Annotated in this window: 14 protein-coding genes and 1 pseudogene; 4 read left to right on the top strand and 11 right to left on the bottom strand. The window is 41.7% G+C overall.

What is annotated here, in order from left to right; translation table 11 throughout:
• Positions 1-31: 31 nt before the first annotated feature.
• The 5 genes from acnA to F957_RS04830 form a co-directional block, all read right to left on the bottom strand.
• A complete protein-coding gene (gene acnA, locus F957_RS04810; protein ID WP_016542019.1) occupies positions 32-2,788 on the bottom strand; it encodes an aconitate hydratase AcnA in 2,757 nt (918 codons plus the stop codon).
• A 126-nt stretch (positions 2,789-2,914) separates the two neighbouring features.
• Positions 2,915-3,730, bottom strand: coding sequence for a TatD family hydrolase (locus tag F957_RS04815; RefSeq protein ID WP_016542018.1), 816 nt, complete (start codon positions 3,728-3,730; stop codon positions 2,915-2,917).
• Entirely contained in the window at positions 3,730-4,647 is a 918-nt protein-coding gene (locus F957_RS04820; RefSeq protein WP_016542017.1) for an RsiV family protein, read from the bottom strand. The genes F957_RS04815 and F957_RS04820 overlap by 1 nt, the downstream gene beginning before the upstream one ends.
• A 119-nt stretch (positions 4,648-4,766) precedes the next feature.
• Complete coding sequence (locus F957_RS04825; RefSeq protein ID WP_016542015.1) at positions 4,767-5,594, bottom strand: hypothetical protein; 828 nt, start codon at positions 5,592-5,594, stop codon at positions 4,767-4,769.
• A gap of 69 nt (positions 5,595-5,663) precedes the next feature.
• Positions 5,664-7,253, bottom strand: coding sequence for a peptide chain release factor 3 (locus tag F957_RS04830; RefSeq protein ID WP_016542014.1), 1,590 nt, complete (start codon positions 7,251-7,253; stop codon positions 5,664-5,666).
• A 273-nt stretch (positions 7,254-7,526) separates the two neighbouring features.
• Between F957_RS04830 and F957_RS21805 the strand changes: the two genes are divergently transcribed.
• On the top strand, positions 7,527-7,760 hold the full coding sequence (locus F957_RS21805) for a hypothetical protein (RefSeq protein WP_016542013.1): 234 nt from the start codon (positions 7,527-7,529) through the stop codon (positions 7,758-7,760).
• 122 nt (positions 7,761-7,882) lie between these two features.
• Positions 7,883-8,575 carry an alpha/beta fold hydrolase gene (locus F957_RS04840; RefSeq protein WP_016660510.1) on the top strand — a complete coding sequence of 231 codons (693 nt, stop codon included), beginning with the start codon at positions 7,883-7,885 and terminating at the stop codon, positions 8,573-8,575.
• Positions 8,576-8,591: 16 nt separating this feature from the next.
• Here F957_RS04840 and F957_RS04845 read toward each other — a convergent pair.
• Positions 8,592-9,479 (bottom strand): annotated as a pseudogene (locus F957_RS04845) (methylenetetrahydrofolate reductase C-terminal domain-containing protein); the annotation flags it as partial.
• Positions 9,480-9,528: 49 nt separating this feature from the next.
• On the opposite strand from F957_RS04845, the gene F957_RS0120640 reads away from it, so the two are divergent.
• Positions 9,529-9,714, top strand: coding sequence for a class I SAM-dependent methyltransferase (locus tag F957_RS0120640; RefSeq protein ID WP_016542010.1), 186 nt, complete (start codon positions 9,529-9,531; stop codon positions 9,712-9,714).
• Between the two features lie 76 nt (positions 9,715-9,790).
• On the opposite strand, the gene F957_RS04850 is transcribed toward F957_RS0120640, so the two are convergent.
• Positions 9,791-10,753, bottom strand: coding sequence for a bifunctional helix-turn-helix transcriptional regulator/GNAT family N-acetyltransferase (locus F957_RS04850; RefSeq protein WP_228129646.1), 963 nt, complete (start codon positions 10,751-10,753; stop codon positions 9,791-9,793).
• Positions 10,754-10,967: 214 nt separating this feature from the next.
• Between F957_RS04850 and F957_RS04855 the strand changes: the two genes are divergently transcribed.
• Positions 10,968-11,351 carry a carboxymuconolactone decarboxylase family protein gene (locus F957_RS04855; RefSeq protein WP_004804368.1) on the top strand — a complete coding sequence of 128 codons (384 nt, stop codon included), beginning with the start codon at positions 10,968-10,970 and terminating at the stop codon, positions 11,349-11,351.
• A gap of 117 nt (positions 11,352-11,468) precedes the next feature.
• On the opposite strand, the gene F957_RS04860 is transcribed toward F957_RS04855, so the two are convergent.
• The 4 genes from F957_RS04860 to F957_RS04875 all read right to left on the bottom strand — a co-directional run.
• Entirely contained in the window at positions 11,469-12,353 is an 885-nt protein-coding gene (locus tag F957_RS04860; protein ID WP_016542008.1) for a LysR family transcriptional regulator, read from the bottom strand.
• 21 nt (positions 12,354-12,374) lie between these two features.
• Entirely contained in the window at positions 12,375-13,100 is a 726-nt protein-coding gene (locus F957_RS04865; RefSeq protein ID WP_016542007.1) for a helix-turn-helix domain-containing protein, read from the bottom strand.
• A gap of 191 nt (positions 13,101-13,291) precedes the next feature.
• The gene (locus tag F957_RS04870; protein ID WP_016542006.1) at positions 13,292-13,681 is read right to left on the bottom strand and encodes an outer membrane protein assembly factor BamE; all 390 of its coding nucleotides are present in this window, start codon (positions 13,679-13,681) and stop codon (positions 13,292-13,294) included.
• 63 nt (positions 13,682-13,744) lie between these two features.
• Positions 13,745-16,152: YadA-like family protein (locus tag F957_RS04875; RefSeq protein ID WP_016660509.1), on the bottom strand; the 2,408-nt coding region annotated here is incomplete at its 5' end.

Below are 16,152 nucleotides of genomic sequence, written 5' to 3'. Positions count from 1 at the left end.
GCTTTCATCTTTGATTTAAATGGGTGTTCCGTTATGCGGCAATCAGATTGCGTAATACATAATGCAAAATACCGCCTGCTTTAAAGTATTCCACCTCATTCAAAGTATCGATACGGCATAACACTTTAAACTGCTCTTGACTGCCATCTTCTCGTACAACCTGAATATCCAGCGTCTGATGTGGCTGAATATCATCGGATAAGCCATAAATCGACAATACTTCACGACCAGTGAGGTTCAAGGATTGACGGGTTTGATCATCCACAAACTGCAAAGGCAATACCCCCATACCGACCAGATTCGAACGATGAATCCGTTCAAAACTCTCGGCAATGACGGCTTTGACGCCTAATAAATTAGTGCCTTTTGCTGCCCAGTCTCGTGATGAACCTGTTCCATACTCCTTACCTGCAATAATCAGCAACGGCGTTTGCTGTTGCTGGTAAAGCATGGATGCATCATAGATGGCCAGCTTTTCACCTGTTGGGATGAAAATGGTATTGCCGCCCTCTTCACCATCCAGCATTTCATTCTTAATCCGAATATTGGCAAACGTCCCACGCATCATCACTTCATGATTACCACGGCGAGAACCATAAGAGTTGAAGTCTTTTGGTTCGACCCCTTGCTGCTGTAAATAACGTCCTGCTGGGCTGTCTTTCTTGATATTCCCTGCTGGAGAGATATGATCAGTGGTAACTGAGTCACCCAATACCGCCAAGATTTGTGCCTGCTCAATATTAGTAATGGCTTTTGGAGGTTGATTAATTTCTTCAAAAAATGGCGGATGTCGAATATAGGTCGAGTTGTCTTGCCACGCATAAGTTTGGCTTTGTGGAATCTGAATCGCTTGCCAAGTTGCATCCCCATCAAACACCGCTGCATATTCCTTATGGAACATGTCGGTATTGACCTTCTGCAAGACTTGATCAATTTCAATCTGACTTGGCCAAATATCTTTCAAATAGACATCTTGACCATTTTGATCTTGTCCAATCGGCTGAGTGGTTAAATCAGTCCGAATATTTCCCGCCAAACCATAGGCCACAACAAGTGGTGGTGAGGCCAACCAATTGGTTTTCACTAAAGGATGAACACGCCCTTCAAAGTTACGGTTACCTGAAAGCACCGAAGCCACATTCAGATCATGACATTGAATTGCTTCTTCAATCGGTTCAGGCAAAGGTCCAGAGTTACCAATACAAGTCGTACAACCATAACCGACCAAGTTATAGCCCAACTCATCCAAGTACGGCGTTAAACCTGCCGCAGCCAGATAATCGGTCACGACTTTAGAACCCGGCGCCAATGAACTTTTCACCCACGGTTTACGCTGCAAACCTTTTTCAATGGCTTTTTTCGCCAGTAAACCCGCAGCTAACATCACACTTGGATTCGAGGTATTGGTACATGAAGTAATCGCGGAAATCACCACATCGCCATGATTCAATGGATAAGATTTACCTTCAATGGTGCAAGAAGGTTGTTCATGCGCTAAATTCGCTTTCTTGGCTTCAACAGCCGTACCGCCGCCGCCTTCATTCTCTAAACGTTCTTTGGCTTCTTTGGCGGGTTTGAGATTCAATTCCATCAATGCATTAAAGGTTTTCGGAACATCGCCCAACAAAACCCGATCTTGTGGACGCTTTGGTCCTGCCAGACTGGCTTGCACCGTACTCATATCCAAGCTGAGCGTATCAGTAAAAATTGGCTCATCACCCGTATGACGCCATAAGCCTTGTTCTTTACTATAAGCTTCGACCAAATCAATACGGTCTTGTTTGCGTCCCGTCAATGCTAAATAACCCAGCGTCACTTCATCAATCGGGAAAAATCCACAAGTCGCACCGTATTCTGGTGCCATATTGGCAATGGTGGCACGATCTGCCAAAGGTAAATCTGCCAAACCATCGCCATAGAACTCAACAAATTTTCCAACCACGCCTTTTTGACGCAACATCTGAGTAATGGTTAAGACCAAATCTGTTGCAGTAATGCCTTCCTTTAATTTTCCAGTCAGTTTAAAACCGATCACTTCTGGAATCAGCATTGATACAGGTTGCCCGAGCATTGCTGCCTCGGCCTCAATCCCTCCAACACCCCATCCCAATACACCAAGACCATTGATCATGGTGGTATGCGAATCTGTTCCAACTAAGGTATCTGGAAAGGCAAAAACCTGACCTTCATCATCACCTAACCAGACGGCTTGCGCTAAATATTCTAAATTGACTTGGTGGCAAATCCCTGTACCGGGTGGCACCACACTAAAATTATTAAAGGCAGATTGTCCCCAACGTAGGAATTGATAACGCTCACCATTGCGCTGCATTTCAATTTCAACGTTTTCAGCAAAGGCATTGTCATCGGCAAAATGATCGACCATTACTGAATGGTCAATCACCAAATCCACAGGAGATAAAGGGTTAATCAGGTTGGGATCACCACCTGCCTGTGCCATCGCAGCACGCATCGCCGCCAGATCGACCACTGCAGGAACACCGGTAAAATCCTGCATCAGTACTCGTGCAGGTCGATATTGAATTTCTTGATCTGAACGTTTGCTTTTTTGCCAATCGACCAGCGCTTGAATATGCTCCACTTTTACACTTTTTTGGTCTTCAAAACGGAGTAAATTTTCTAGCAAAACCTTTAAAGACTTCGGTAATCGTTCAATATTACCGAGGGTTTGAGCTGCTCGCGCCAAGCTAAAGATTTGATAGGATGTCGAACCGACGCTGAGTGTTTGTAATGCATTGAAACTATTGATTTTGCTATATCTGGCCATAAGGTCGCCCTCCCAGTATTGGCTGATGTGTTTATTATCAAATTGTTCTTTTAATGTACCTCTGTTTAGAAAAGCATGTGTTCCCTTTTAGTATCTTATTTTTAACGAGATTATTTGCTTATTCTCTTAAAATTTAAGTCGCAACGCAGCCAGTGAGTTTTGCCAAAGTTGTGCAGCCAGCTGTAATTCAGGCTGGTTAAGGGTCTGAGCCAAACTCTCCAGCACATAAGGTAGGTTGACTGGGGTATTACGGGTACGATGCTCAGTCGAAGTTTGGCAACACAAGGGCGTCATGTCTGGACAATCAGTTTCGATCACCAAGTTTTCACTGCCTATCGCTTGTACCACTTGATGCAGTTTTTTGGCATTTGGATTGGTAATTTGTCCTGTCACCCCAATTTTAAAGCCTAATTTCACCAAGGCCTTGGCCTCTTCCACCCCACCACTAAAGGCATGGGCAATGCCACCCAATTTAAATTTTTGTGCTTTTAAAATCGCAATACTTTCTGCATGTGCTTTACGGATATGTAATAACACTGGTTTTTGATATTGTGTTGCCAATACCAATTGTTCAATAAAATAATGCTGCTGTTTGGCAAACTGTTCGGGCTGTTTATGTTGTTTTAAAAAAGTATCTAAACCAATTTCACCCACCGCCACACAGTCATGCTGCTGTAACACGTGCTCAAGTCGCTGTAAATGTTCTGGCTGATGTTGTTCGATATAAAAAGGATGTAAACCAGGGGCCAGATAAGAGCGTGGCACATTTTCCCAATATTGTAATTGTTGATGGGTGTGGGTCAGTTCATCGAATCGTGATTCAACAAAACCGATTAACACTAAAGCATCGACCCCAACCTGTTTTGCTTGTTCAGCCAGATGTTGCCGATCAATATCAAAATCGGCAACATCAAAATGGGTATGGGTATCGAACAGTTGCATTAACTTTGACTTGGCGTACTTGCAGCAGGGGTTGATGCTGCTGCTGGCTTATCTATTTTAGGTAAATACTCAGGCTTTAACACGCCTTGTAATTCGCTAAATGGAATGACTAAACGTGGTAATCCGACCACATAAGGACCAATCTCATATTCACCATATTGCAAAATTAACCCTTGCTCGCCTAACAGGAAATTATCAGTGACTTGGAAAGGCCAAGCCTGTTCATATTCCTTTGGATCCGTTGCAAGTTTAGAATCAACAATCCAGGTTTTAAAGGCCTCATGTGCCAATTTGTCTAAAGTGGCTTTTTGTTTAGGCAACAATAAATCATGTAATTGAATCTGTTTTTGAGTGGTCAAATCAAAGTTGTAATAACGCTGTGAGGTCGAGCCATGCGCTCCCCCCAAATAACTGCTGCTATTTAATACAACGGTTGCCAATGTTCCTTTCGGTTGCAAAATTTTGGGCTTAATCATCAAGCTAATTTGATGGCTACTGCTGAGCGCTTTTAACTCTTCATCGATTTTCACAAAGGCATTGGCATAGGCTTGAGCCTGAGCATCCAAACTCGATTTATCCTCAGCAGTCTTAGGCGTTGAAGTCGCAGAAACATCCGCATCGACCACATCTAAAATCTTACCCAATTGCTCAAGAATTTGCTGATCCAGTAATTGATCAATAAACGGGAAATTACTTTGTAATCGTTCAACCGTAAAATCAGGACAGGTATTGCCTTTACACTCAGGCAAACTCACCTGTAACTTCACGGTTTCACCGCGTAAGATTGGCTCGGCGGGTTGCTGTACCACAGGTGGATCAGCGGGTTTATCCTGTGATTCTTTCGGCTCTGATTTCGGCTGGCAAGCGGCAAGCAGAATTGCACATGCAAGGACGCTAAATTTATAAAATGTTTTCATTTAAAACCTATCAGCATTGTTATTACACAAGATTTTTAAATGCTATCGAAGTTAAAGCAAAACCGCTACAGGCACATGCAATTTCTATACGAAACTTAGAATAGCGGCCTCTGGCTCAATTAAAACATTTGCTGATATATTTCAGCCTGTAGCATTTGTTTGCTTTGTTCCGTAGTCAAATAAATATCTAGTTGTGGTGCATCTTTGCTGATTTCATTGGCACGATAATGCACTCCAATGCCTTCCCCATCAAAGAACCAATCGGCCTGTCCCCAATACAATTTTTTCGGCACTTGCTTTTTGACTTCTGCCGATTGCTTGTCTACCCATGTTTGATAGTGGCTTTGGATAATCTGGTTTAAGGCATTTTGCTGATTTTTCTGAATCACATCCAAAACACTGACACTCTTTTGCAGCTTACGATCCGCCACAAAAAAGTAGAAGCGATCTTTCACCGCAATATCTTCTTGTTGTGTATCCACACCCACTTGCAACAATACATATTGATTTCGTTGCGAGGCAATACGTGTGGTTAGATGCAGTTCATAGGCTTTGTTTTTAGAATATTTATCTTGCCACTCATCTGACTTTTTCACGTAGGCATTAATCGCCTGTTGCAGGGTCAGGTTTTTATTCTGTTCAATTTGTTGCTGAATCACATTGGCCTGATTTTTTGCAATCCATGCATTCAGCCATTCATCTTGGGTTTTGACTGTCTGAATATCGAGATCAATACAGTTCTTCTTTTCACAGAATGGCAAGGCATAATCGGCCTTGGCTTCTTTCATATTTAAGTAAGGCAATACTTCAGCCTTTTCGACCGATGACGCAGCCTGTTCCTTGGTCTGCTCCTTAGTGCTTTCATTTTTATTCGGATGATCACATGCCGTTAAAGCCATTATGCCAATCATCATACTGATAGCTAAAAGTGGTTTTAAAGTGTTCATTGCATCATCCTTTATTTTTAGAGCATTCAATTAAAAACAGCTTCTAATTAGAAGCTGTTTTTGTGCAGTTTAGTGTTCTCGTGTGTTACGGAACTGAATATCTGGCCAACGTTCTTGCATTAACTGTAAGTTTACACGACTTGGTGCAAGATAAGTCAGATGACCACCGCCATCCACTGAAAGCTGGTCATGTGCTTTTTTCTTAAATTCATTCAGAATCTTGTCATCGTCACAATGCACCCAACGAACGGTATGTACACTGACTGGCTCGTAAATACAGTCAACCTTATATTCTTCTTTGAGGCGGTAAGCAACCACATCAAACTGTAGCACACCGACTGCACCGACAATCAGATCATTACTGATTTGTGGCATGAACACTTGGGTCGCACCTTCTTCAGATAACTCTTTCAGGCCTTTTTGCAGCTGCTTCGATTTCAAAGGATCTTTCAAGCGGACACGGCGGAACATTTCAGGTGCGAAGTGTGGAATCCCTGTGAAATGTAGATCTTCACCGCTGGTAAAGGTATCCCCAATCTGAATGGTCCCGTGGTTATGCAAACCAATGATATCACCCGGCCAAGCCTCTTCCAGATGTTCACGCTCGCCCGCAAGGAAGGTTAAGGCATCACTGATACGCACATCTTTACCGATACGCACATGATTCATTTTCAGACCTTTTTCATATTTACCTGAGCAAATACGCATAAAGGCAATACGGTCACGGTGTTTTGGGTCCATATTGGCTTGAATCTTGAAGACAAAGCCAGTGAAGCCTTCTTCATTGGCTTCAACAATACGTTCTTGCGTTGGATGTGCCTTCGGCTCTGGCGCCCAATTAATAAAGGTATCCAAGACATGATCTACTGCAAAGTTACCCAATGCAGTACCGAACAAGACTGGAGTTTGTTTACCTTGCAAGAATAACTCACGGTCAAGTGGCTCATTGGCCATTTGTACCAATTCAAGAGATTCCTCAAAGGATGACCATGCCAACTCACCGACTTTTTCACGAATGTCGGCATGATCATAACCATCACGCACTTCGATATCAGTAATAGTCGAACCAAAACCTGCTTTATAGACATATAGCTTATTTTCAAGCAGGTTGTAGACGCCAGCAAAATCACGTCCCATGCCCAAAGGCCAGGTAATCGGCACACAACGGATATTCAAGACATTTTCGATTTCGTCGAGCAACTCAAGAGGCTCACGAATTTCACGGTCCATTTTGTTGACGAATGAAATGATTGGTGTGTCGCGCATACGACACACTTCCATTAATTTAATGGTTCGTTCTTCGACACCTTTTGCACCATCGATCACCATCAAAGCTGAGTCAACGGCAGTCAAGGTCCGGTAGGTATCTTCCGAGAAGTCTTCATGTCCCGGCGTATCAAGTAAGTTAATGGTGTGCTTTTTATAAGGGAACTGCATCACCGACGTGGTAATCGAGATACCACGTTCTTTTTCCATTTCCATCCAGTCTGAGGTTGCTGAACGGTCAGACTTACGGCTTTTGACCATCCCCGCAACCTGAATCGCCTTCCCCCATAACAACAGTTTTTCTGTCATGGTGGTTTTACCCGCATCGGGGTGGGAAATGATCGCAAAAGTCCTGCGGCTCGCGACTTCTTTAGCTAATTGCTCTTTAAACATAGGGAAAATCTTCAATATGTACACAGTTATGTACACATTTATAAATATGTACTTGAACTGAAAAAGTGGTAATTCAAAATTGGCGCAATTGTAGCAGATTTAGAGAAGATATTGATTGATTGTTGATAGATCTTGAGTTATCCACATCACAGTTAAAATCCACCTTATTTATTAACCTTTTATGACAATCTCATCATCAAAAGCTCACTTTATATTCAGCAGAATTTTTTAACCATATACTCCCTTTGCCTAAAGATTGTTAAGGACATAAGAGTGAGTAAATCAGTACTTTTAGCTGAGCTAAATGCGATGATTGACCATTATTTTATAAGAAATGGCTCTCAACCGACTCAAATCCTACTTGGCTATAAAGCCTATACAGAGCTGATGCAAGATCAAAGTTTTGCAAATGAAATCAAAAACTCAGCCCTTGATCCCAATAAACGTAAGTATAAAAAACTAAAAATTAAAGTGACCAAAGACGATCATCAACTGGAACTCGAGTAACCCGATACCTAACGCTCTAAGCGGAGCATCTAATCAACCCTATCCTAAGCTAACATTCTCCAAGTTGCCCACTCTATTGATTTAGGTAATACTGAATAAAATGAGTAAGACCTCTCAATCCAATGAATCAAAAAAGCATATCCATTGTGCTCATTCCCGGCTTTATGTTAGATGAATCTCTTTGGGATGAACTTGTTCCACTGCTCCCGGAAACATGGAATATCAGGAGAGCCAATTTATTACAGGGCGAGACAATTGCTGAAATTGCTCAGAACATTGCAAAAGATGCGCCTAAGGAATTTATACTCGTCGGGTTTTCATTAGGCGGTTATATTGCCCGATCTTTAACTGAACAATTTCCAGAGAAAGTTTCTAGCTTAATTCTTATTGCCTCATCTTTACGACCCGACACAGAAGAACAAAAACAACAAAAGCTCACCGCGATTCGACTCAGCACCAAAGAAAAATTTCATGGTTTGAGTTCAATTTCTATCGCCAAAACCCTCCATCCAGCGGATGCACAAAATAAGCTGCTCATTAACCGCATTCAAAAAATGGGGATCAACCTTGGTTATGAGGCTTTCGTAAGGCAATCTCTATTAAATAGAAAATGTGGAGATATCAATAAAATAAGCTGCCCAACACTTATTATCTCTGCTGCCCAAGATCAACTCCGCTCAAAAGAAGAAGCACTGGAGCTTACTCATAAAATTCGTGATTCAAAATTAGCAGTAATCGAAAATTCTGGACATATGATCCCCCTTGAGCAGCCTGAACAATTGGCTCAGGTCATTTCAGCATGGATCAACCAATAAGTACGAATGACTCCAATCAGTTGAGATCTGAATTGCTAAACCAGTTTTTCCATGAACTGGTATAGCGGGTTTCAATTGAAATCGCTGGGATCAATTTGCTTCTTAAAACCTCGGTTTGATCTACGCTTTTTGCCAGTCTGGCTTTGACTGAATGGATACATTCACGATCCCCAAACTCACATTGGTCTAAGGTTGTGCCTCCACATGGACCATTGGCGAGACCTTTGGGGCAGGTTTCAGGGCAGATATAAAGCGTGTCATCCAGTCGGCAGTGACCACAGCTTTCGCAACCCACCAACTGTTGTTTGCTCCAATGTTCCATTTTCAATAAAAGATGCTGCGGTCGTGGTTTATTCCAGAAATTGGCTTTAAAAATAAAACGTCCAACGCCTAAGGCAGCCTGAGAAGCAAAAAAAATGTGGTGCATTAAATGCATTTTCTTATATTTAAGAATTTGCATCTGGGAAACAGGTTTTGAAAAAGTGGACAGCTCAGGTTTAAGCTCAAGCCCTGAATCCATTTTCCACAGGTCTTTCCAGGCTTTTTCACAAGCTTCTAAAGACCAGTTTTCAAATTGCTTTAAAAACTGTTCCAGTTTCTGTTGTTCTTGTGGCTTATGACAAGCCGATAAATGCACACCAACATAACCGAGATGTTTACAGATCAGGATCTGCAATGCACAACGCGCGTAGACATTTGCTTCCGCCTGAACAGGATCCACCGCATACTCACGCTCAAGAACATCCACAATATGTGGAGCAATCACCAGTCCAGCGATCTGATTTTTCACCATAAATTGCGCGCGTTTTAAAGTCAGTGGCATTACGCAAGCAATTAAAGGAAATTGTTTATAATTCTGAGAGATAAAGGATTGGCTATGCTGAAGACAATCTAGATCAAATCCAAAATCCTATTTATTTACCATTCTTGCAGGTGAATATATTTTGAAATTAATGCCGAAAGGCACTCATGATTTCAACAAATATATTCGACCCAATGAACTCAGATCTTTTGCAGAAACTGCGGGTTTAACCCAAACCCATACGATTGGCCTACACTACAATCCGATCACTGGATATTTTTGGCTAGCACCAGATATCTCAGTGAACTATATGACGAGTTGTATTAAAAAGGATTGATCCGTCATGCTTCTTTGGGGAAGATAGAGCAAGCTAAATTTACAACGAAGATCTTTGATAAAAACTCATTTGAATATTAATTTGAGATGAAACGAGTAAATTGCTGTTCGGTGACAACACTTCCCCATTGGGTCCCTTCCTCTTCATTTTTTAATGTAAAAGCAAAAGACTCATAAAGTTTACGTGCTGCATCCAACCCCTTAAATGTCCATAATTGGATTGCTGGAAATCGCTGTTCATCGCAGAAAGTAATCGCCTGCTCAAGCAATTTACGTCCAATCCCACTCCCTCGATAAGCCTCATCTAAAATAAACCAGCGTAGATGAGCTTCACCATTTTTCAGATCTTCTCCATCCACAGCCACTGAACCAACAATTTTACCATTTTGGAGTGCAACCCAAATCTGATTACAAGGTTTATCTAGACGGCTAGTAAATTCTGCAAGACCCTTTGCAACCTGACTTTCAAAAAACTGACCAAAGCCAGAATGCTTTGAATAAAAACTTGCATGCATTTCAGTAATACGACCGATAACACCAGAACGATAACCTGAAGCAATTTCAATGGAGTTATTCAGCTCTTCAATTTGCCCCTTACGGCAAATCTGCAAGGCTTGTGCATACGTTGTAAGCCCTTGTACAACGAGTTGTTGCTGGGAAGTACTCAAATGCTCCATGGCCATTTGCACTTGTTGCTGACCATACTGATGAATTTTATTGACCGTCTGCTTTCCTTTAGCGCTCAGAAAAAGTTGTTTTACTCGACTATCTTCTTCTCGCGTAGCTTCTCTAATTTCTCCAGCATCAATTAATTTGCTAATCATTCGACTTACACTTGATTTCTCTAAGCCCAATAGATGTACAAGTTGTCCAGCAGTAGCCCCCCCTTGTACATCTAACTCGAGCAAAGTATGCACAGCTGAAGGAGAATATTCTGTTGCAGCTAATGTCGCTTGCATAAATCCTAATTCACGAACCATTGTTCTAGAGGAGGCTCGAATTTTTTCAATCAATAATGCATCTACGCTCAAGGAAAACACCTGAAATATAGTTGTATAATACAACCATATTTCCCAAGGCTTAAATTGTCAATAAAACTCGTCTATAAAAAATCTCAAACCGCTAATGAAACTTCTGATTAGTTGAGAACATCATAGTCAGTCGCTATGGCTTTAGCTCATACAAAGATTACGTTAGGATGAGAAATATTGAAGGAACAATTCAATCTTTTCTCACTGCTAAAAGAGTAAAAATATGTCACAACAAGATTATGAAAATGGTTTAAAAGTCCGTACTGAAGTGATGGGAGAATCTTTTGTCAAACGTGCACAGGACAATACCGTCCCTTTTACGCAGCCTCTACAAGACTGGATCAACGAACATGCCTGGGGTTCAACATGGCAACGTGAAGGTGTATTACCGCGTAAATACCGTTCTCTGGTGACCATTGCCTTTTTAACAGCCCTAAAAAGCCCTACCGAACTTAAGGGGCATATTCGTGGTGCATTGAACAATGGTGCAACGGTTGAGGAGATCCAAGAAGTGTTATTGCATAGCCTGCCATATTGTGGCGCACCTGCAACACAGGAGGCTTTCCGAGCGGCACTTGAAGTCATCAATGAATATCAAGCTCAATAAACTGTGATTAAAATCAAGATAAAAAAGCCCTAATCAAATTAGGGCTTTTAGCACTTTTATTCATCAAAAATTAGAGCCATTCAGAAATTTTTTTATTCCGAATACAACGCTGGGCAACTAAAAATAATGATTTTTCACAATCTCGATAAATGCATTGCTCTCTTCAATGCTCATCTGTTGCGATTTGACGACACCAACATGTAAATGGACAGGAAAATCATTTAACTGAATGACTTCTAATCCTTCATGCTCTAACATAAATTTATCTAAGAACGACTTTGGATAAACACCCAGACCCTCACCTTTTAAGATACTTTGTAACTGGAGTTCTAATCCAAAAATCTCTTTATTGATATAAAAGCCTAACTTTCTTTCATATAAAAGCTTGGCTAGACTTTCTCTAAAACAACAGCTCTCAGGATGAAGTACCCAACCTCTCTTACTACATTTTTCAAGGCTACTATATTTATAAGCCTCACCCTTTCTGGCAACAACCACAAAGGGTAGCGTCCCGACTTCTAAAAAAGAAATATTGCTGCTAAAACTCAGATTTGATGGAATCATCAATGCGGCTAAGTCAATTTCCCCATCATTGACCTGTTGAATCAGGCTGCAACCCCATCCGCTATAAATATCAATCTCATAATGCGGATTAATTTTTTTTGATTCATTCGTCACAGCATCTAACAAATCGTCAATCAATGCCTGAGCGATACCAATCTTAATCTTTCTTTTCACTCCCTCATGACCTTCACTATGAACGTTTCTCAGTGACTCTAACTGCTTTAAAATAAAACAACTTTTAAAATAAACTTTTTTCCCTAATTGGGTTAATTGTAAAGGTCGCGTACTCCGGTTAAATAAAACCCCTTTCACAATCGCTTCCATATTAAAAATACGTTTTGTCACAGTTGACTGATTCACGCCTAATTTTTCAGAGGCGATGGTAATAGACTGATGATCAGCTACATATATAAAAGTTTTTAAATCCCTAATATCCAAAACTTTATACCTCAGATCGAATTACTTTAAATACTTTCTAAACTGGCAAGGTGAACATCCAGCCCAGCCTCTAAATGCGCGTGTAAAAGCACTGTGCTCCGTATAACCCAATGTATATGCAATATCAGACAAACTCACATCTTCATTTTTTAATAAAAACAAGGCTTTCTCGTGCCTTTTTTGTTTGACTAATAATTTAAACTCTTCGCCTTCATTTCTTATTCTTTTAGATAATACCCTCGGTGTTAAGCGCATTTTTTTGGCGACTTTAACCAGATATGGCTCTCCTTCCGATAAAGTATTACTAATTTGAATATTCACTTTATCAATAAAATCTATCTTATCCTCGCTTTTAAGTGGGCAAGATGCAAAGAATGCCTGCATACACAGTTCATCGAACTTCTTAGAAATCGTTATCGAGTCAAATAAGTCACTATTATATAAAGCATATTTATAGGATTCATCTAAGCTTGGTTCAAATATAAAGTGTGTATTCTCTACCATTAGACGATCTGTTAAACATTTAAATCCATCTATTAGATCTTGGCCGATAAAATCCTGATTTAATATTTCACAGCGATAAACTAAAACAATGCGAAAATGGTCCAAAGATAAACTATTGATTAAAGAAAAAAACTTATCTATATCTAAAAGAAAAAAAATGACTGCATGCTTTAGATCTTTATTTCCGACTTCAATAATATGCAGTCTGATATTTTTTTCACAATGTGAAAAAGTATGAAACATATGATCCATCTCATATTTCAATTCTTAAGAGCTTAACAAACCTTGGTCTTATTTTTTTGACACTTTATATCCTATAAATAATCATTTTAGGAAAATTAAACAAACAAGTCTTTCTTGCCCTGTTTGTTTAATTTAAATTCAAACTAGAATGTGCTGCTTCTTCATCGGTAATAAAATGACTCTGCTCATTGCTAAACGATTCCACTCTGACAAGCATCACCTTTCCAAGATAAGCGTTCTGCTCTATATTTCTGATCAAAATCAATACGTAACTGACAGCGTTTATAGTCTTGTGTATTTGGTACGCGAATATCTAATACATAGTTCCATGTTTTGACCTGCATCAATCCTTCATTGAAATGTGGATTTCCCAGAATGTGGCGGAGCTGATCTTTATTCATCCCCACACCTAAACGCGCAACATCATTTAACTCATAACGTTTAACCAATTTCAGGTAACTCTTATCCACTTCTGGAAAAGTAACGTCCTGTATCTGTTCAACCTCTTGCTTGCTATAGGCGTGGTTCGACCCAACAACGGCAAACAGTGTCGTGATGATGAAAACTGGTAGCTTCTTCATTTTTATTCTCTCTTTATCCTGCTGAAAAAAGGGAGAACCGAGATGGTTCCCCCTGAATTCAAATCAATCAAATACGCCGCTTAGACCGACACGGAAACTTGGATCACCCTGTGAAGCTGCTGCCACACCTGTTGTCAGCGACCAACGCCCATTATCTGCGGTTTTACGAAGTGTGAGGCCCACTGCATTTTCACCACCATGATAAGCAGCCCCAACCGCATAAGTATATTTACCTGAAATATACGGCGCGGTTTCCAATGCCATCGCTGCTGCAACCCCAGCATTGGCCATTTTTTTGACATCATCAATCCGTTGATTGGTATCGTAGAATGCCTGTTGCATTTGATCTCCAAGATTGGTGATTCGATCACCCAAGGCCTGATCTGCATTGTTTAAAGCATTAAGTGCATCTCCCACATTGTTATGTGTATTACCGCCGACCTCATAACTCGGTGCGGTCCAACCAGTACTTGGATCATAGCCTGCTCCGCCACCTAAGGCCTTGCCCACATTTTCATAAGATTGATGCAATTGGCTACCGTTAATTGCATCTTTTGAATCTGCTGCAATTGCACCGTCAGCCACAGCTGTAACTTTCTGATTTCCAGCATTCACCCCTCCTTTGGTGATGCTTGGTCCTCCCGTGATACGAACACCATCTGCTGCAATAGTTGTACCTCCAGCACCACCCACATTGACTTGATTTGCAGCAGCCACACTATCAACCTGAATGTCTTTGGCTAGACCCACCTCAAAGTCCTTACTGCCATCAGCTTTGGTGGTTGGCGTGACTAAAATATTGCCATCTTTATTGCTGACCGTTGATTTGGCTGCAGCAGCCGCACCTCGAACTGAGTTGATCGCATCATCAATGTTGTTTTCACCCGTACCGCCCACATTACTGGTGGTAATTGAACCGTCTGGATTCACGGTGGCATTACCACCAACCACGTTTTTCACGCTGTCAGCAACACCATGTAATTGGCCACCATTCACTGCATCTTTCGAGCCTGCCGCAACCGTACCATCGGCGACACCCGTAACTTTGTTATCACCTGCATCAATGCCTGCTTTCGTCACACTTGGACCGCCTGCGATACGTAGACCATCATCATTGAGCACCGTATCACCCGCAGTCACGCTATCGACTTTAACGTCCTTCGATAAGCCAACTTCATAATCCGTACTGCCATCTGCATTTTGACGGCTGGTCACTGTGACATTTTCATCGCCAGCTGCTTTACTTACCGTGGTTTTTGCTGCTTGAGCCGCTTTACCTACAGCACCAATTGCATCATTGATGTTATCTTGACCAGTTCCGCCAATGTTGCTTGTGCTAATGCTGCCATCAGGATTCACCGTGGTATTACCACCAATCGCTCCTGCAACACTATCCGCAACACCTTTTAACTGGCTGCCATTAATCGCATCTTGTGAATCAGTTGCAATACGTCCTGCTGCAACGCCACGAATCACGGTATTGCCAGCATCAATACCAGCAGCACTGATACTTGGCCCAATGTTATTGCCAGTTGCATCGACAAAACCAATCCCAGCTTGATTGATGACAGTGCCATTCCCAAGCTGATCTTTCAGGGAGATACCTTTGGCGGCATACTCGGCTTGATTGCCCTCAGCATCTTTAACTTGAGTACCTGTTGCATTTAGAACAGTTTCGTTGCCGTCCGCATCCGTTGCAGTGACACGATCAAATTTCACATCTTTTGCAGTGGCAACGTCATAGTTGGTACTGCCATCGGCATTGGTTGATTCAGTTACGACAATATTGTCACCTTCGGTCACTGTGGTTTTTGCTGTCACTGCATTTTTACGTACGGAGTCAATCGCATCATGGATGTTAGCTTCACCCGTATTCCCCACATTGCTGGTGGTCACTGAGCCATTTGGATTCAATATCGTTTCACCACCAATGGAGTTTCTAACACTGTCTGCAACACCATGCAGTTGACCACCATTGATTGCTTCACTTGAACCTGCGGCAACCGTTCCATCTGCAACACCACTGATTTTTCCTGTCGCGCCATCAATCGTGACATCACCGACTTGAACCGAATCAAATGCAACATTATCCGCAGTCGCCACTTCATAAATGGTCTGACCATCTGCACCTGTGCGGCTTTCAACCGTCATATTCTTGCCTGCTTCAACCTCAGTTTTGGCAACAGCAGCGGCACGATCCAATTGCCCTTTATTGACGGCATCACTTGAGGCTGTGCCATCTGCGACATTCGTGATTGGATTACCTGCAGCATCAATCCCTGTTTTGGTGATACTTGGGCCATTGCTGATGGTGATGCCATCGGTATTGATGAGGGTATCGCCTGCCATGACGCTATCCACTTTCAAGTCACGGTTTAAGCCGTATTGAATCGTGTTGCCATCTTTGCTGACAGTGAGGTTCTCTTCACCTTGCACCGTTCCGATATCAACCGTATCGCCTGCTTTGACTG

The sequence above is a fragment of the Acinetobacter gyllenbergii CIP 110306 = MTCC 11365 genome, from assembly GCF_000413855.1.
Lineage (GTDB): Bacteria > Pseudomonadota > Gammaproteobacteria > Pseudomonadales > Moraxellaceae > Acinetobacter > Acinetobacter gyllenbergii.
Note: the sequence above shows the minus strand (reverse complement) of the source record. Positions and strands in the feature narration are given on the sequence as shown.